The organism is Flavobacterium sp. IB48, from assembly GCF_016405855.1.
Lineage (GTDB): Bacteria > Bacteroidota > Bacteroidia > Flavobacteriales > Flavobacteriaceae > Flavobacterium > Flavobacterium ginsengisoli.
In genome coordinates, this window is the sequence record NZ_JAEFCA010000005.1 from 353,193 (window position 1) to 371,275 (window position 18,083).

Consider the following 18,083-nt stretch of genomic DNA (forward strand, 5'->3'; position numbering starts at 1 on the left):
ATACAACTATGAAAAAATATATAGCTCTTCTTTGCTTTGGAACACTTGCTTTTTTTAGCTGTTCTGATCTAGAAGAAAAACCAGTAGGAATTATTCGTCCAGAAAACTTTTTCAATAATACAGACGATTTACAGGCTGCTGTAAATGGAGCTTTCGCTAATATTGCCCACAACAATTATTGGGGAAGAGAATTTACAATTGCCCTTATGCTTCGTGATGATATGGCCGATATTGGCGATAGAACAACTCAAGCAGCACGTATCGATGTGAATGACATGTCTATGAACGATACAAACGCCCTTGTTGCAAATTTTTGGCCACAATCTTATGTGATTATTACAGCTGCCAATCAGGCTATTGCAGGTGCTAAAAAAACACCTGGAGATCCTGCAAAAGTTAATGCTATTGTGGCTCAGGCTTATTTTGCAAGAGCTTTTGCTTATTATCATTTGGTTCGACTTTTTGGAGATATCCCGTACGTAGATTTTGTTGTCAATGATGTATCGCAAGTAAATTCTTTAAGTAAAACAAAAGAAGCAGATGTTTATCCAAAAATCATTGCCGATTTAGAGTTTGCAAAACAGTGGCTAGATGATAAACCAAAAGTAAAAGCCGTTCCCGGAAAAGGTACTGCTGCAGGATATTTAGCTTCTGTTTACTTGACTTTAGGAAATTTCCAAAAAGCGTATGACGAAGCGAAATATGTAATTACAAACGAAGCTAAATTTGGTTTAGGTTTAGATGCCGATTTTCAGGATTTATTCAACGCTACAAAAACAGCTTCATTAAAAGAGCCACTTTTTACAATTGATTTTAATAACTTAACATCAGGAAATTACGGTCAAGATTATACGGCGTTTTTTACAGGATCTTTAAAAGATGACAGTTACAGCTACGGACAAGGTTTTTCGGTTGCAGTTCCATCTTTAAAAGTGTTCAATACTTGGGATCAGAGAGATTATAGAAGAGCCGTAAGTTTTGATACGATTATCAGAAAGAAAACCGGTCCAGGCGGATCATTGCAAGTTTATCCTTCAAGTGATAACGAAAAAGCGCCTCGTCCGCATATTGCAAAGTATTTCCGTTTTCCTGGAAAAGCTGGTGCAAACGGAAGAACTTCACAACACAATTACATCACAATGCGTTTTGCTGAAGTTTTATTGACTGCTGCTGAAGCCTTAAACGAAATTAATCCAGGAACAACAGAAGCTGATGGTTATGTAAACCGAGTTCGTGCCAGAGCAAGAAACAAAGCAGGGAAATTGGTTTCTTTTCCAGCAAATGTAACTCCAGGACTTTCTCAAACCGATTTTAGAAAAATGGTTATTGACGAAAGAAGATTAGAATTGGCTTTTGAATATATAAGATGGTATGATATAAAAAGATTAAAAATCGGACCAGAAGTATTTGGACCAAATGGTTTAGAACCACATGCTAATTTTGATCCAAACCGAGATTATTTATGGCCATTGCCTGGAACAGAATTGGCTATTAATCCGAATTTAAAACCAAATAATCCTGGTTATTAATAGTATGGAACGCGGATGAAACTGGTTTGCTATCGCAAAAACACGAATAAAACGGATTTTTTTATTGCTTAACTTATAATTGGTTTCCCGCAGATCTTACAGATTTAGCAGATTAAATTAAAAAATCTGTGTGAAGTAAAAAATCAGCCAAATCTGCTAAATCTGCGAGAGAAAAAAATCCGTGCAAACCAATGTCTTCGCGATAGCGAATCCGTACAATCCGAGTCTAAAAATCAAGATTACAAAATATTTACTATGAAGAATGTCAGTTTCATTTCTTTAATTCTTGGGTTTGCATCGCTGGTAACAGCATGCAAATCTGGGATTAATTCTCAAACAAAAACTACTTCAGCAACGACTGAAAAACTGGAAACGCGTTATAAAATGCTATTAGATTATCCGGTCGATTCAATGTCAATGCCAAGAAGTATGAATACCAAAACGCTTGAAATTCGTAAAGTCCCGTCTAGAGATTGGACAAGTGGTTTTTTTGCTGGAAATCTCTGGCAATTGTACCGATTAACAGGCGATTCAAAATACAAAGAACAAGCTCAAAAATGGACTCCTTTCAGCAAAAAGGAAAGTGTCAATAGTAATTCGCATGATGTAGGTTTTAAAGTGTTTTGCAGTTTTGGAGAAGCGCTGAAAGTGGAAAACAAAAAAGAATACAAAGCGGTAATTGTAAAAGGCGCAGAAACTTTATGCACAAGATTTAATCCAAAAGTGGGATCGATTCGTTCGTGGGATTTCAACAAAGAAATCTGGGATTATCCTGTAATCATCGATAATATGATGAATTTAGAATTGCTTTTTGAAGCGTCTAAAATATCAGGAAATCCAAAATACCGAGATGTTGCCATTCAACATGCCAATACAACTTTAAAAAATCAGTTTAGAGAAGATAACAGCTGTTATCACGTTATCGATTATAACCCAACAACAGGCGAAGTTAGAAAGAAAACAACGCTTCAAGGTTACAACGACGATTCGGTTTGGGCACGCGGTCAAGCTTGGGCAGTTTACGGATTTACTATGTCTTACCGCTACACAAAAGATCCTGCTTATTTAAAACAGGCCGAAGCGACTGCAAAGTTTTTTATGACGAATAAAAACCTTCCAGAAGACGGAATTCCGTATTGGGATTTTAAAGATCCAAGTATTCCTAATGCTCCCCGTGACGTTTCTGCAGCAATGGTTATGGCATCAGGGTTATACGAATTGTATACTTATACCAAAAATAAAAGTTATTTGGCTTTCGCCGATAAAGTAATGGCTTCAGTACAAACGGATAAATATATTTTGGATACTCAAATTAAAGCGCCTTTCTTATTTGATCACAGCACCGGAAACTGGCCAAAACACGACGAAATTGATGAACCAATAATTTACGCCGATTATTATTTCTTGGAAGCATTAATAAAGAGGCAAAGTCTCAAAGGTTCAAAGTAACAAAGGTTTTGAATCTTTGAACCCTTGAGCCAGAAAAACCTTTGAACCTTTGTAACTATGAACCTTTGTAACTATGAATAAACCGAATAAAACTTTTTCAATTTTTGCGCTTTTTGTTTTGTTTCAAATTTGTCTGAGCAGTTTTGCTCAGACAATGAGAAACATCAATGACAATTGGCTTTATTTAGAAAATCATACTCCAAATCTCAACGAAGCACAAAAAGCTTCCAATTGGGTTTCTCTAAATTTACCTCATACTTGGAATGCTGAAGATGCAACCGATTTAATGCCTGGTTACCGCCGCGATGCAAGTTGGTATCAAAAGAAACTCAACATCTCTAAAATCGATCAAAATCAGGTTTATTCCTTGTATTTTGAAGGATCAAACGTAACGACTAAAGTCTATGTAAACGGCAAAGAAGCGGGTTCTCATATTGGCGGTTATATTGGTTTTTCTATCGATGTTACGAAATTAATTAAAGAAGGAAACAACGATATTTTTGTTCGCGTAGATAATAGTTACGATATCGAGGTTATTCCGTCTCAAAAAAGCGATTTTTTTATTTATGGAGGCATCACGCGCGATGTTTGGCTGGTTTCAAAATATAAAAATCATATAGAAAATATAAAAATTACCACTCCTGAAGTTTCTGCTAAAAAAGCTTCAGTGCAAATTGTTTCTTCTTTTGTAAATCCTGATAATTCAAAAGATTTATCATTGACAGTAACTTTAAAAAATCCGAAAGGAAAAAAAGTAGCTAGTAAAACAGTTTTGGTTTCAGATAAAACTTCGACTATCACTTTCGAAAACATCAAAAATCCAGAACTTTGGGATACTGAAAAACCTAATTTATACAGACTTTCTGCTGTTTTATCAGAAAAAAATCAAATTAAAGACAGTGTTTCAGAGAAAGTAGGCTTTAGATGGTTTGAGTTTAAAGATCATGGGCCTTTTTACCTTAACGGAAAACGTCTGTTAATTCGCGGAACGCATCGTCATGAAGAACAAGCTGGAGTTGGTGCTGCAATGACAAACGAACAACATTGGGCAGATATGAAATCGATAAAAGAAATGGGAGCCAATTTTGTACGTTTAGCACATTATCCGCAAGATCCAGAAGTTTATAAAGCTTGCGACGAATTAGGTTTATTGGTTTGGGATGAATTGCCTTGGTGCCGTGGCGGAATTGGAAATGATGCTTGGAAAACTAACACCAAAAATATGTTGTCGGAAATCATCAATCAGAATTATAATCACCCAAGTATTATTATCTGGTCTTTAGGAAATGAAATTAACTGGCTTCCTGATTTTCCTGACGGAGATAATGCAGAAAAAACAAATGCATTTTTAACCGAATTAAATGATATTGCACACCATCTAGATCCAACAAGAAAAACGGCTATTAGAAAATATTATGAAGGTTCGCATATTGTAGATGTATTCTCTCCTTCGATTTGGTCAGGCTGGTATTCTGGAAGCTACAAAAGCTATCAGAAAGCAATTGATGTTTACAAAAAAGAATACAAGCATTTTATTCATGCCGAATATGGCGGAGACAGCCATGTTGGCCGTCACAGCGAAAATCCTGTAACAGGAGAAAATATCATAAAAGCTGAAGGTTGGGAAGAAGCCATTGTTCAGACCAAAGTGGCAAACATTGCTCAAATTGGCGATTGGAGCGAAAATTATATAGTTGATTTGTTTGACTGGCATTTGCATATATCCGAGAATGATCCAACGTTTGTGGGAAATGTTCAATGGGCATTTAAGGATTTTGCAACGCCGTTACGTCCGGAAGATGATATTCCATATATGAATCAAAAAGGACTTACAGATAGAAACGGAATTCCAAAAGATGCGTATTACGTTTTTAAAAGTTATTGGGCAAAAGAACCTTTTGCTTACATAGAATCGCATACTTGGACAGAACGTCAAGGTCCTGAAAATACACCACGAACAATTAGCATTTTCAGCAACTGCGATAAGGTAACTTTGTCTCATAATGGAAAATCATTAGGAGAAAAACAGCGAAATCTTGCTCTTTATCCTGCAAATGGTTTAACTTGGGATGTCAATTTTACAAAAGGCGAAAATGTTTTAATTGCTATTGGAAAAACAAAAGATGGAAAAACAGTTTCTGATACGCTAAAAGTGAATTATCGTTTCAATAAAAATGATACGGCAGTTTCTTTGCAATTGTCATCAGAAAAACTAAAAAACGGAAATTATTTGGTAACTGCAATCGCTATTGATAATAATAATTTACGTTGTTTGGATTATGAAGCAAGTGTTTATTTTCAATGTTTAAAAGGAGGAAAAACATTAAAAAATCAAGGAACGCCAACTGGAAGCGAATCCATCAGAATGGCAAATGGAAAAGCGTCTATCGAAGTTATTCCAGATGGTTCTGGCAATCCGATCGAAATGACGGCTTTGAACCAAAGTTTTAAAGGCGAATATTTGAAGATTCCGGTTGAATAAAAGTTGCTAAGATGCTAAGATGCTAAGCTACTAAGATTCTAAGTTTTTTTGTTTCACGCAGATTTTACAGATTTAGCAGATTTAATTTTGATCTGCTTAAATCTTTTTACATCTGCGTGAAACAAAATCATTTTAATCCTTATAATCTGTGGCTATAAATAAAGCATTCATTCCAAAAAAATACAATTACAAAACAAATTAATACAAAAAATGAAAAAACTATTAACCGCACTACTCCTAACCTCTTCCGTTTTGGCGTCTGCGCAAAATCTAATCTCGAATGTACCAAACCGAAATACCACCTCTTTAAACGGAGTTTGGAATTATATTATAGATCCATACCAAACAGGTTTTTACAGTTTTCACCTTGACCAATATGACAAAAGTGAAAAGCCAGCAAAAGGAGCTTTTTTTACAAATTATCATGCTCAAAACAAACAGGAATTAGTAGAATATGATTTTGATAAATCGCCTACAATCAATATTCCAGGCGATTGGAATTCGCAGGTTACAGAACTTAAATATTATGAAGGAAATGTTTGGTTTAAAAAGTCTTTCGATTATAATCTAGCAGCTAAAAAGCGTTTGTTTTTGTATTTGGGAGCTATCAATTATAAAGCTGATGTATATTTAAATGGAAAAAAACTAGGAACGCACGAAGGCGGTTTTACTCCATTTAATTACGAAGTCACTTCTATTGTACAGCCAAAAGACAATTATCTCGTTATAAAAGTGGACAATACGCGTCATAAAGAAGATGTTCCAACGGTGAATACTGATTGGTGGAATTATGGCGGAATAACGCGCGATGTAACTTTAATTGAAGAAGAAGCTTCTTTTGTAGAAGATTATACTATTCAACTGAAAAAAGGCAATGCAAATGTTATTTCTGGTTTTATCAAAATCAATAATTTACAGGCTTCACAAAACAGTGTTTCGATTTCGATTCCAGAATTGAAAATCAATTTTAAAGAAAAAGCAAATGCTCAGGGAATTTTAAACTTCGAAATTCCTGCTAAAAAAATCTCGTACTGGTCTCCTGAAAATCCGAAATTGTACGACGTAACAATTGATTTTAACGGACAAAAATTAAAAGATCAAATTGGTTTTAGAACTATCGAAACCAAAGAAGATAAAATTTTGCTAAACGGAAAACCAATCTTTTTGCGCGGTATTTCTATTCATGAAGAAAATGCAAAAGGCGGACGTGCTAATTCTCCCGAAGATGCCTTGCGTTTGTTAAATTGGGCAAAAGAATTAGGTTGCAATTATGTTCGTTTGGCGCATTATCCGCACAACGAAAATATTATTCGCGAAGCCGATAAAATGGGAATAATGGTTTGGGAAGAAATTCCGGTGTATTGGACAGTAGAATTTACAAATAAAAATACCTATCAAAATGCCGAAGATCAATTAACGGCTTCTATCATTAGAGATAAAAATAGAGCTAGCATTATTATTTGGTCAATGGCAAATGAAACGCCAATTTCGGATGCCAGAAATACATTCATTAAAAATTTAGCTTCACACACTAGATCATTAGACAACACAAGATTAATCAGTGCGGCTTTATTGACCAAAAAAGAAACGATTGACGATCCAATTGGTGAAGTTTTAGATGTTGTGGCTTTCAACCAGTATTTGGGCTGGTACGGCGGAAATCTCGAAGATGCTGAAAAAATAGTTTGGAAATCTAAATACAATAAACCTATTGTTGTTTCTGAATTTGGAGGCGATGCTAAAGCTGGTTTACACGGAGAAAAAAATGAACGCTGGACAGAAGAATATCAGGAATATTTATACATTCAGAATTTAAAAATGATTGAAAAGATTCCACACCTCAGCGGAACAAGCCCTTGGATTCTGGTTGATTTCAGATCTCCAAAAAGATTGCTTCCAGGAATTCAGGACGGTTACAATCGAAAAGGTTTAATTTCGAATGACGGCGAAAAGAAGAAAGCATTTTATATTATGCAGAATTGGTACGATAAGAAGAAAAAAGAATAATAAGTTATATGGTCTATTACCAATTCATTAACAAAAAACAGACTGTAAATTATATGATTTTTCTTCATTATTAACTTACTTTGTAGTTATTCTAAAAAATTGTAATCCTATGAAAAAATTTTATTTACTGGCAGTTACGCTATTTGCTGCCTTTACAGTTCAGGCTCAAGATGTGGTGAAATTTGCTCCATTAGACAATAGTCCTGTTGATATTTCTTATTTCCCAAACAAAGCAGTTAAGTTCAAAAAAACAGATAATCCAAATCCGGTTATCAAAGTTCTTTATGCAAGACCTACTGCAAAAGGAAGAACTATTTTTGGCGATGTTGTAAAATTTGGTGAAGTTTGGAGAGTTGGTGCTAACGAAAATACAGAAATCAAATTCTACAAAGAGGTAACTATTGGCGGTAAAAAAGTTCCTGCAGGATACTATAGTTTATTTGCTATTCCTGAAAAAGACAAATGGACTATCATTATCAATAAAGAATTAGATTTATGGGGTAGTTATGCTTATGACGAAAGCAAAGATGTAGTGAGAGTTTCTGTTCCTGTTAAATCTGTAAGCGAAACTATTGAAGCTTTATCTATTGCATTTACAGCTCAAGGTAATATTGCTAATTTAGTTATTGGCTGGGATAAAACAACGGTTGAATTACCTATTACGATTAAATAACAAATCGAATATTTTAAATACAAGAGAGACATTGCAAGATGTCTCTTTTTTTGTTTATAGCTTCTTAAATAAAATTTTTACAGCGAAATAATTCCCATTACAAAAGCAGTCTGAACTGCTTCTGCTGTATTGGTTACTTTCAATTTTTCGATAATATTCTGTCTGTGTCGTCTTACAGTATAAACCGAAATGTGCATTTCGGCTGCAATTTGTTCGCTTTTGTTTCCTTTTGCAACGCTGGTCAAAACTTCTATTTCTCTCTTTGAAAGTATATTTTCAGTATTGTTTTTATACTTTTCAGATTCAATTACTTGGCCTGTTCTAATATTAAAAATCTTTCCTTCAATTCCTGTACGAGGCTGCAAATCTGTTGATGGCAGATACAAGCATAATGCAAGCGAAATACTTCCGTTATTAAACGTGTTTAAATAAATCGTTCGATGATTTATATAGGTAATTTTATCGATAGAATCTTTCATTCTAAGACGGCTCAAAGTGCTGTAATTGCTATATTCTTCTCTCGGAATCTCTTTTAAAAACTGATAAAAATTGAGTTCCAAAACATGACGTTCCACCAAATCTTCTGAATTGATTTTAGTGAAAATACATTCTTCAAAAGCAGAATCGATTTCAGAATTTTCGTCTGGAAGTCCAAAAATCGAACCGAAACTACCTGCATAGATATAACTTTTGTCGGATTGATAATCGGATAAAACAGCTACACATTGTTCTATTTTGACATAATTGATGACGAATTGTTTATACATTTCGATATCATTAGATTCTCCAATTTCAAATTTTTGTTCTAAAAATGTAGTCATTAATTGGTTTTCGATCGAAGAATTCTGTGGCATTTAGAAAGTATAATTGGTTAATTTTACGTATTGCCCCTTTTGTGAAGCAATTCTATTTTTGGAAAATTAAAAATATTACTTTCTATCCCAAAAAAATAATCTATGAAAACATTTTTTTACAATGCTATTATTATCCTTAGCCTTTCGGCTTTAACGAGCTGCAATACTAAAAACGAAACTGCAAAAACAACAATGAAAGAAGAAACAAAAACAGATTCTGCATTTGTAAATGGTTCGCCTTGTGATATCAAATTATCTTCTATCCATTTTACAAAAGCAGTAAATGGTGCTGACTCGCTAATTAAGACTGAAGCAAATGAAAAAGTAATTTTTAAAGCTGGTGAAAAATCAGATTACTTTTCTGATCCAGACGGAAAATTGTCTAATACTAGCGCGCCAATGCTTTTATCTAAAGTAGACAATACAAAACCTTTTACGCTTACCGCAAAAGTTACGCCTGAGTTTACAGAAAAAGGTTTGTATAATGCTGGTGTTTTATATATTTATGTCAATGACAGTTTCTATCAAAAATTTTGTTTTGAGCAAGACGAAAGAGGCAATCACAGAATTGTAACGGTTCGCACTATGACAACTTCTGATGATAACAATCATGATGTGGTAAAACAGCCTTCTGTTTACATGAAAATCTCTTCTGACACTAAAACGGTTGCAAGTTATTATTCGTTAGATAAAAAGAACTGGCAGATGGTTCGTTTGTATAAAAACAACTACCCAAAAGAAATCTGGATGGGAATTAGCACTCAATGTCCTGTAGATAAAGGAACTCAAAGTATTTTTGAGGAAATTAATCTGGAAGAAAAAAGTGTTTCTGATTTTCGTTTAGGAATCTAAGTTTGCTATTTTAAGTTCTTCAATAAAAACAAATTGTTATCATTAAAGTAATTATTTTTTCAAATTGACGTATGATTTATATTACTAAGTTTTGTATTTTTATCTAAAGCAAAATTAATATTACCTAACTTTAAAAATAAACTACATGGGAAAATTTGTAATCACTACTAGAACCAACGGTGAGTTTCAATTCAATTTAAAAGCTGGTAATGGCCAGACTATTTTAACAAGCGAAGGCTACACAACAAAAGCGGCATGCAATAATGGAATTGAATCTGTAAAAAATAACGCAGCTGACGATAATCGTTACGACAGAAAAGAAGCTAAAAACGGAAAACCTTATTTCAATTTAAAAGCTGGAAACGGTCAGATTATTGGTTCTAGCGAAATGTACGAAAGTGTAGCTGCTAGAGAAAACGGAATTGAATCTGTAAAGAAAAATGCTCCTGAAGCTACTATTGATGATCAAACGGCTTAAGACATATTTATAAAAGATAAAAGCTGTTTCTATTAATTTAGAAACAGCTTTTTTATTGAAAATTAAATTTTGAAATTACTTCTTCAAAGCCTCAATTCCAGCATGAGTTGGAACAACTTCTTTGATGGTTCCATCTGCATTAAATTCTAATTTATCGATGCAGACTTCGCGATGAAAACCTCCTGCGTCTCCCATTTTTATTCCGGTTGGATAAGAGAATCTATGATACGTAATATACCATTCGTCTCTATTTGGAATTTGTAAAACTGAATTGTGTCCGGTTGCATAAATGCCTTCTTCCGGTTTTCCTTGAATTACGATATTGTTTTCTGGAATTTCAAGCGGTCCAGTCGGAGAATTTGAAATTCCGTATCTCACTTTGTATTTCGGACTTCTCGTATCGTCTTCGCTCCAAAAGAAATAGTATTTTCCGTTTCTGTAAATTACATAAGTTCCCTCACGAAATGAAGGATTTACAGCAATCACTTTCTGCGTTCCGGGTTTTAAAGAAACCATATCAGGATTTAACTCAGCCACTCCCATATACATATTTCCCCAATACAAATAGCTTTTTCCTGTTTTAGGATCGGTGAAAACATCTGGATCAATTTCTTGTCCGTCGTGTATTCCTTCTGGTCTTGTAGCAACGATGGCTTTTCCGCTGTCTTTAAAAGGTCCTGTTGGATTGTCAGAAACGGCAACTCCAACTTTTTGCGCAGCTGTGAAATAGTAGAAATATTTATACTTTCCTTTTATCTTTTTCTCAACAATACAAGGCGCCCAAGCATTTCTATTTCCCCACGGAACATCTTTTTTTAGATCTAAAATAATCCCCTCATCTTTCCAATCCACTAAATTATCTGAAGAAAAGGTTTTGAAATAATATCCAGACCAGCCATCAAATCCGTCACTTGTTGGATAGATGTAATATTTTTTTGTTTTGTTAGAATACAAAATTTCAGGATCTGCATAATAGCCTTCCAAAACTGGGTTATGATTTACTTTTGCAAGTTTTGCAGGTGTTCCCCATTTATCAGTAATTCTTTTTAATTCAGAACGAGTTATCGGTAAAATAGTTCCATGACGCGGATTAAAATCCATTGAAATATCATTATCAATTACACTGAAATTCTCTAGGTCTTTCGTTTTTGTGAATTGATATCTTCCTTTAGTGTACACATCGTACATCAAAATATACTCATCTGAATTATTCAGTTTAAAAACGCTCGAACCTTCTACTCCATCTTTTGTCTGTTGCAGATAATTATCATTTTCAACCCATTTTCCAGAAGTCAAATCTTTTGTAACTGCCACTTTGATTCCAGGCGTATTGGTTTCTGTTTTATAAAAAAGGTGATATTCTCCATCTTTTTCAATGATATCACCATCAATACAAGCGTTTCCTGACTTTGGAACAAACAATAATTTTGGCTCACTTTCTAAGGCAGTAAAATCTTTATTCGCGTAAGCGTAATAAATTTTATCTGGACCTCCAGCATGTTGCATACTAAAGTAAATCATGTATTTTCCAGCCTTTGCATCGTAAATAGTTTGCGGCGCCCAAACACGTTTTAAGTTTTCATTTCCTGGAAATGTAGTTTGGATATTGACAATACTGCTTTTCCAATTTACTAAATCAGTACTTTTTAATAAAACCATTGCACGGTTGCTGTCCCAACCTTTTGAAGAAGTCATATCGGTTAGAACCATGTAAAATGTTTTGCCATCGTCTCCGCGTAAGATATGCGGATCGCGAACTCCTCCTGTCGAACTGATCGCTTTACTGTCTAAAATTGGTTTATTATTGTTAAGCGCGTAATAATGATATCCGTCACTGCTTACAGCATAATTAACTGCTTCTTCTTCGACTTTATTCCCTATAAAATAAACAAATAAATAAGCTGTTAAATCTTTTTCGGCAATAACGGGCGGAACTCCTTTTGCTGAATTCTGGGCTTGTATAGAAGTCGAAAGGCTTAGTAATGATATCAGACAAAAAAATATTCTTTTCATTTATTTTTTACTTTTTAATTGATATAAAATAGAACTATGAGGTTTTAAGTCAGTTCCAATTTCATTTGATGTAGTTTTTGATTTTTCGCCTGTCCACATATTCAAAACTTCAGCCGAACCAGAAATTCCTAAATCAGAAAGGTTTACTGCAACTTTTTGCGAACCGTTATCAGAAATATTAAATAAAGCCAGATAAACACTGCCATCTTTTGGATTTTTTGAAGTGACAGCAATTTTTCCGTCTTTTTGAAAAAGCTGTTTTACATCAGTACTTTGATTGTGCATTTTTACGACTTCTTTATTCGTCAATAATGACAATGTAAAAGCGTCATTACTTGGCAAATCTCCTCCAAAAAACAATGGCGATTTGAAAATATTAAAAAATGTAATCAAAGTATATTGTTCGTCTTTTGTCAAACGCGTCATACGGTCTTCACCTCTTTCTCCTCTAATTGAAATACGCCCTAGCGGAATCATATCGCAATCTGGCCATGTTCCCGGCGCAATGTGCGGATACCATTTTTGAGCTACATCCATTAAATGCGTAATATGAGGCCATGTATCCCAAACATCATCAACCATACGCCACATATTAGCATGTGTAGTTACGTGAGGTGCTGCTTTGATTGGTGTTTCTCCAGGCGATGTACTTAAAACAATTTTACGTCCGCATTTGTCGATTGCGTTTCTTATTAAGTTGATTTCGCCTTCGTGATACGGTCTTGATAGATCATCTATTTTTATAAAATCTACTCCCCATTGCGCGTACAATTCGAAAATAGAATCATAATATTCTTGTGCTCCTGGTTTGTCTGCTACAACAGTATAATTGTCTCTCAGCCATTCGCATTGTAATGCTGTAGAATAAACTTGGTCTGCAGTGATTCCGTTTGCTCCTTTAATTGGCAGTTTATCTTCGACTGCTTTTTTAGGAATGCCACGCATAATATGGATTCCGAATTTTAATCCTTTTTTATGAATATAATCTGCCAAAGGCTTAAAACCTTGTCCATCTTTTGCTGAAGGAAAACGGTTAACAGCTGGCAAATATCTTCCGTACTGATCCATTACGTAACGTGGATCTGTTTGGTTGTATCCTCCTGCTTTATCATTTTCAACAAACCATCTGATATCGACTACGATGTATTCCCAACCGAATTTCTTCAACTCTTTTGCCATATAATCGGCGTTGGCTTTTACCTCATGCTCTTCAACTGTTGGTCCGTAACAATCCCAGCTATTCCAGCCCATTGGCGGAGTTTGAGCCCATTGTTTGAATTCTTCTTTTTGAAACGTTTTGTTTTGAGCGTTAGTTGTAACAGATAGAAAAAAAGCTCCTATTGTTACTGTAAGTAAGTTTGTAATTTTCATTGTGTTTGGTTATGTGTGGTTTTTACACTTTAAATATAATGAAATTTTATTGTTACCAACGTAAAGAAAACCTAACAGGTTTTTAAAAACTTGTTAGGTTTTTAGATTGATACTTTATTTCACATTAATAGTAACCTCAACAGGCTTTAACCACTGGCTTGTAAATTTAACTTTTATAGGCGCTGTAGAATCTCCATTTGCCTGAATATATGCTGCAATATGTCCGTGAAATACACGCTGTACATTATCTGTGTAATCAGTCATGTCGCTGTTATTTCCTGCTTCTAATCCTAACAAAGTTGCCGCACCGTTAATTGTACAAGTAACTTCATTGTCTGAAAGCATTACCGGAAGGCCGTTTTGGTCTTTTACCTGAACCATAATTTTCGCTACGCCTTTGTCTTTGCTAATTGTAATGTCTTTATCAGCAATTGTTAATTCAACTGGCTGTTGTGTTGAATTAATGGCGAAACGGCTTACTTCTTTATCGTTTTTATCTAAACCAACTGCTTCTAATTTTCCTGAAGCAAACGGAATATCCCAATAGATAATTCCGGTTTTTTCGTCATACAATTTAGTTTCTCCCACTACTTTTCCGTTTAATTCTAAACGCGCTTTTGCAGCATTGGTATAACAAACCACACGAATTTTTTGTCCGTTTTCATAATTCCAAATTGCCCAAGCATCTTTAGAAATGTCTTTTTCGTTTGTCAAAGGATAAGTTCCTAAATATGCCATTGGTTGATCTGACCATAATGATTGACGGAAATAACCACGGGGTTTGATAACTCCAGCAAAATCAACTAAACCAGAATAAAATCCTCTTGAAGGCCATCTTCCTGATTCTCCCAAATAATCGATTCCTGTCCAAAGAAATTGACCGAAAATAAACTTATTGTTTTTTACTGCCAACCAAGGTTCCATATCATGAACATTTTCACTTCCATAAATCACTCTTTTTGGATACTTTTCGTGATCTGATTTGTACTTGCTTTCGGTATAATTATATCCTGTAATATCTAAAGCTCCTGGATATTCTGTTTCGTTAGACATGGCAACTCCAGCCAAACCAGCAGTTGTCGGTCTTGATTTGTCGTATTTTTTTACTGCAGCGACCAAACGTTTTGCAATTGCTCCAAGTCTCATGGCATCTGGCGCATCTGGTTTATAACCACCGTAAGCTGCTTGCCCAAAACCGTCTTTTCCTTTATCTAAAACTGGGTGAGAATACGGATCGTTTGGATAATCTACTTCGTTACCAATACTCCATGCAAATACAGAAAGATGATTTCTGTCACGACGTACAAAATCTTCAAGATCTTTTTCGGCATAATCTGCAAAAATATCAAATGAGCCTTCAAATCCTGGTGTTCCGTAGTTCCAGCCTTCTAACCATTTACGTTTTGGAAATTCCCATTCGTCATACGCTTCGTTTAAAACCAACAATCCTAGTTCGTCACAAAGTTCATAGAAATCTGGCGCTTGCGGATTGTGGCTTGTGCGAATGGCATTTACACCAATTTCTTTCAGCGTTTTTAATCTCGTTTTCCAAACTTCTCTTGGAACTGCAGATCCTAAAACTCCAGCATCGTGGTGCAAACAGACTCCTTTCATTTTCATCCATTTTCCGTTAAGGGCAAAACCATTGTTTGGATCGAATGTGAAGTTTCTGAAACCTGTTTGTGTTACTGTTTTATCAATTTCTTTTCCGTCTTTTAAAACTGTTGTTCTCAGTTCATATAAATTAGGATTGTCTAAGTCCCATAATTGCGGATTTTTGACATTTAATTTTGTTGAAATTTTCCCGTTTTGTTTTGCAGCGAGATCAACTTTTGAAGATGATTTTGCGACCGATTTTCCGTCTTTTGAAAATAATTCATTTACAACAGTTAAAGCAGATTTTGATGAAGATCCGTTCTCTACATCAACCTCAACATTCAAAGTTCCTGCTCCTTTTTTAACCTCTGGATAAGCGTAAACGCCCCATTGTGTAATATGAACCGGATTGGCATAAACCAACCACACATTTCTATAAATTCCAGATCCAGTGTACCATCTTGAGTCGGCGCTTTGGCTGTGGTCTACACGAACCGAAATTGTATTTTCTCCACCAAATTTCACAAACTCTGTTGCATCATAAGCAAAAGAAATATATCCGTTTGGACGTTTTCCTAAAGAATGTCCGTTGATGAAAACTTCGCTTCTATTATAAACTCCTTCAAAATACAAATAAACTTTTTCTCCAGATTTGGTTTGCGGAATATTAATTGATTTTCTATACCAAGCAATTCCACCAGGCAAATAACCTGTGCAACTTGCTAATGTTGGACTCAACTGGCCTTTTACGCTCCAGTCGTGCGGTACATTTACTTGTTGCCATTTACTATCATCAAATACATTATTTTTTGCTTCTGGAGTTTCCTGAAGATTGAATTTCCAGTTGTCATTTATTTTCTTAGAATCTCCAAACGATATTTGACTGCTTGCAGATAGACACGAAAAGAGTAATACGGGGATTAAGGTTTTCTTTGTAATCATTTTTTTTTTAAGGTTCTAAGATGCTAAGATTCTGAGAGTCTAAGCTTCTTTTGTTTATTTAATTATTTTTTTTGTTTCAAGTTTATTGCAACTCTCCAACAAACGTCACTACAGATCTTGCAGGAATTTCTAGATTTCCATTTTTCTGAACTTCGGCTCTTTTTAGATTTGATGTATCAGAAGTTACGTAAGGTGTGAACTCGTTATTTTTTAAAGTTCCTTTTGATAAATCAAATTTGTATTCTTGCGCCGATTTTCCGCAGTTTACTGCCACTACAATCAGCTTTTTGCTTTGAATATCTTTGTAAGCCGTTAGCATTACATCATTTGCTTTGTCTAATTCGTTTTGGTTTGGAATATCAACTCTCAACATCCCTGGACGAACAAAAAGCGAATAATTTCCTAAAGCCCAAAGCAGTTTTGAATCGTGAAATTCTCCATCATTTCTTACATAATCTGGAGCAGTTCCGCCGTTACTTTTTCCATCGTCTAAATAAATTAAACCATCCTTGTAATCTACTCTTGTTATTGATGTCCACCATTGCCAAGAAGCTGCGTTGGCAACCGCAATATCATTATGAATTAAACGAGCAACGAACAAAGCGGTCTGCATTCCTAAATCTCTTCCGCCACCAGAACCGCCAGGGATTTCAGCTTCTCCTGGGTTTTCTAAAATACAGTATTCCGATTGCCAGTATTTTAATCCCGGTTTTTGCTTGACTTCTTTAGCAATTAATTTTCGGCTTAAAACCTGTCTTTCAACTGGCCATGTTGTAAAATAACTGTGCCCGAGAATTACATTTTTTACGTTTGAAAACTTAGTCACGTTCGTTTTGGTATTTCCAAAGAAATAATCGATTTGATTGTCACGGTTTTCTGAATTTACATTTTCATACAAATAATCGATTTGAGCGGCCTCTGCAATTACAATCTCAGTACTCATTTTTTTAGCTTTCAATTTTTCTGAAAGTGATTTGGTCAAATCATATATTTCCTGATTGGTTGCTGGTGTTCCTTCCTGACTATTTGTATCTCCGTGTTTTGGCATCCATTCCCATTGCGGTTCATTAATCGGACTAACATAATCGAATTTGATTCCTTCTTTTTTCTCCAATCCTTGAATACTTTGAACTAAGAAATCGGCAAATTTTGGAATTGCACCATCTTTTAGATTCAGTTTATTCTTTTGAGATGCAAAAGATAATCCGTTGTTAGTCATATAAACTGGAGGACTATTAGTAAAAATAAGAAACTTTTCTACTCCACGTTTTTTAGCCGCCTGCAAAAACCATCTTTGTCCTTCTTGTTTTGAGAAATCATAAGTCCCGTCAGCATTCAGAAAACATTCGCTTCTTCTCCATTCGTCAGAAACTTTACTGTTTTCTCCTTGTTCTGTACTCCCTGCGCCAAGATTAAATCGCCAGATCGAAAGTCCGATTCCTTTTGGATTTCCTTGTGCATCTATTTCTTTACTAAAAAGCAAATCTGCAATGGCATTTTTTTTCTGTTCAGGCCAATTTTTACCCACAAACTGTGTTCTCCAAGCATCAGAGCCTCCAAAACCATCCATGGTTTGCACTACATTATCTGTGCTAATAGTAACCGTTCTCTGTGCAAATGACATTGAAGTTGTTACCAATAAAAGCGAGATATATATTTTTCTCATTTAATTATTATTTTTCGTGTTGACGTAATTTTTGTTATCGTCTTTTGCCATTTCGCCGAAAGAGAAGTCTTCGTAAATAAATCAACCAAGCCCTCATTAGTTTGTCGAGTTACTTGTGGAGATCCCTCCTCCGTCGGGATGACAAGTTTGTGGTTAATAACTTTGTCAAAG

General features: G+C 34.9%; 12 protein-coding genes. 7 read left to right on the forward strand and 5 right to left on the reverse strand.

Features of this window, described 5'->3' with window-relative positions; translation table 11 throughout:
- The first annotated feature begins 8 nt into the window (after positions 1 to 8).
- The 5 genes from JC605_RS17535 (at position 9) to JC605_RS17555 (ending at position 8,140) form a co-directional block, all read left to right on the forward strand.
- Positions 9 to 1,529 carry a RagB/SusD family nutrient uptake outer membrane protein gene (locus tag JC605_RS17535; protein WP_198857443.1) on the forward strand — a complete coding sequence of 507 codons (1,521 nt, stop codon included), beginning with the start codon at positions 9 to 11 and terminating at the stop codon, positions 1,527 to 1,529.
- A 255-nt stretch (positions 1,530 to 1,784) separates the two neighbouring features.
- On the forward strand, positions 1,785 to 2,978 hold the full coding sequence (locus JC605_RS17540; RefSeq protein ID WP_198857444.1) for a glycoside hydrolase family 88 protein: 1,194 nt from the start codon (positions 1,785 to 1,787) through the stop codon (positions 2,976 to 2,978).
- Between the two features lie 154 nt (positions 2,979 to 3,132).
- Positions 3,133 to 5,460, forward strand: coding sequence for a glycoside hydrolase family 2 protein (locus tag JC605_RS17545; protein WP_233074151.1), 2,328 nt, complete (start codon positions 3,133 to 3,135; stop codon positions 5,458 to 5,460).
- 210 nt (positions 5,461 to 5,670) lie between these two features.
- Complete coding sequence (locus JC605_RS17550) at positions 5,671 to 7,467, forward strand: glycoside hydrolase family 2 protein (RefSeq protein ID WP_198857446.1); 1,797 nt, start codon at positions 5,671 to 5,673, stop codon at positions 7,465 to 7,467.
- 109 nt (positions 7,468 to 7,576) lie between these two features.
- On the forward strand, positions 7,577 to 8,140 hold the full coding sequence (locus tag JC605_RS17555) for a DUF2911 domain-containing protein (RefSeq protein WP_198857447.1): 564 nt from the start codon (positions 7,577 to 7,579) through the stop codon (positions 8,138 to 8,140).
- 77 nt (positions 8,141 to 8,217) lie between these two features.
- Here the strand turns inward: JC605_RS17555 and JC605_RS17560 are convergent, their stop codons facing one another.
- Positions 8,218 to 8,961, reverse strand: a complete 744-nt coding sequence (locus tag JC605_RS17560; protein WP_233074152.1) for a response regulator transcription factor — start codon at positions 8,959 to 8,961, stop codon at positions 8,218 to 8,220.
- A gap of 135 nt (positions 8,962 to 9,096) precedes the next feature.
- On the opposite strand from JC605_RS17560, the gene JC605_RS17565 reads away from it, so the two are divergent.
- A complete protein-coding gene (locus JC605_RS17565; protein WP_198857449.1) occupies positions 9,097 to 9,846 on the forward strand; it encodes a DUF1349 domain-containing protein in 750 nt (249 codons plus the stop codon).
- Between the two features lie 145 nt (positions 9,847 to 9,991).
- Positions 9,992 to 10,324, forward strand: a complete 333-nt coding sequence (locus tag JC605_RS17570) for a YegP family protein (protein WP_198857450.1) — start codon at positions 9,992 to 9,994, stop codon at positions 10,322 to 10,324.
- Positions 10,325 to 10,399: 75 nt separating this feature from the next.
- On the opposite strand, the gene JC605_RS17575 is transcribed toward JC605_RS17570, so the two are convergent.
- The 4 genes from JC605_RS17575 to JC605_RS17590 all read right to left on the reverse strand — a co-directional run bounded on the left by JC605_RS17575 (position 10,400) and on the right by JC605_RS17590 (position 17,912).
- Positions 10,400 to 12,337 (reverse strand): family 43 glycosylhydrolase, encoded by a 1,938-nt coding sequence (locus tag JC605_RS17575; protein ID WP_198857451.1) that lies wholly within the window; start codon positions 12,335 to 12,337, stop codon positions 10,400 to 10,402.
- Positions 12,338 to 13,708, reverse strand: coding sequence for a glycoside hydrolase family 27 protein (locus tag JC605_RS17580; protein ID WP_198857452.1), 1,371 nt, complete (start codon positions 13,706 to 13,708; stop codon positions 12,338 to 12,340).
- A gap of 114 nt (positions 13,709 to 13,822) precedes the next feature.
- Positions 13,823 to 16,246, reverse strand: coding sequence for a sugar-binding domain-containing protein (locus tag JC605_RS17585; protein WP_198857453.1), 2,424 nt, complete (start codon positions 16,244 to 16,246; stop codon positions 13,823 to 13,825).
- 82 nt (positions 16,247 to 16,328) lie between these two features.
- Positions 16,329 to 17,912: a glycoside hydrolase gene (locus tag JC605_RS17590; RefSeq protein WP_198857454.1), complete on the reverse strand. Its 1,584-nt coding sequence runs from the start codon at positions 17,910 to 17,912 to the stop codon at positions 16,329 to 16,331.
- Positions 17,913 to 18,083 lie beyond the last annotated feature (171 nt).

Coding starts and splice junctions, on each gene's coding strand:
- JC605_RS17585 (WP_198857453.1), bottom strand. CDS start 16,246: ATGATTACAAAGAAAACCTTAATCCCCGTATTACTCTTTTCGTGTCTA.
- JC605_RS17570 (WP_198857450.1), top strand. CDS start 9,992: ATGGGAAAATTTGTAATCACTACTAGAACCAACGGTGAGTTTCAATTC.
- JC605_RS17555 (WP_198857447.1), top strand. CDS start 7,577: ATGAAAAAATTTTATTTACTGGCAGTTACGCTATTTGCTGCCTTTACA.
- JC605_RS17550 (WP_198857446.1), top strand. CDS start 5,671: ATGAAAAAACTATTAACCGCACTACTCCTAACCTCTTCCGTTTTGGCG.
- JC605_RS17575 (WP_198857451.1), bottom strand. CDS start 12,337: ATGAAAAGAATATTTTTTTGTCTGATATCATTACTAAGCCTTTCGACT.
- JC605_RS17565 (WP_198857449.1), top strand. CDS start 9,097: ATGAAAACATTTTTTTACAATGCTATTATTATCCTTAGCCTTTCGGCT.
- JC605_RS17590 (WP_198857454.1), bottom strand. CDS start 17,912: ATGAGAAAAATATATATCTCGCTTTTATTGGTAACAACTTCAATGTCA.
- JC605_RS17540 (WP_198857444.1), top strand. CDS start 1,785: ATGAAGAATGTCAGTTTCATTTCTTTAATTCTTGGGTTTGCATCGCTG.
- JC605_RS17545 (WP_233074151.1), top strand. CDS start 3,133: ATGAGAAACATCAATGACAATTGGCTTTATTTAGAAAATCATACTCCA.
- JC605_RS17535 (WP_198857443.1), top strand. CDS start 9: ATGAAAAAATATATAGCTCTTCTTTGCTTTGGAACACTTGCTTTTTTT.
- JC605_RS17560 (WP_233074152.1), bottom strand. CDS start 8,961: ATGACTACATTTTTAGAACAAAAATTTGAAATTGGAGAATCTAATGAT.
- JC605_RS17580 (WP_198857452.1), bottom strand. CDS start 13,708: ATGAAAATTACAAACTTACTTACAGTAACAATAGGAGCTTTTTTTCTA.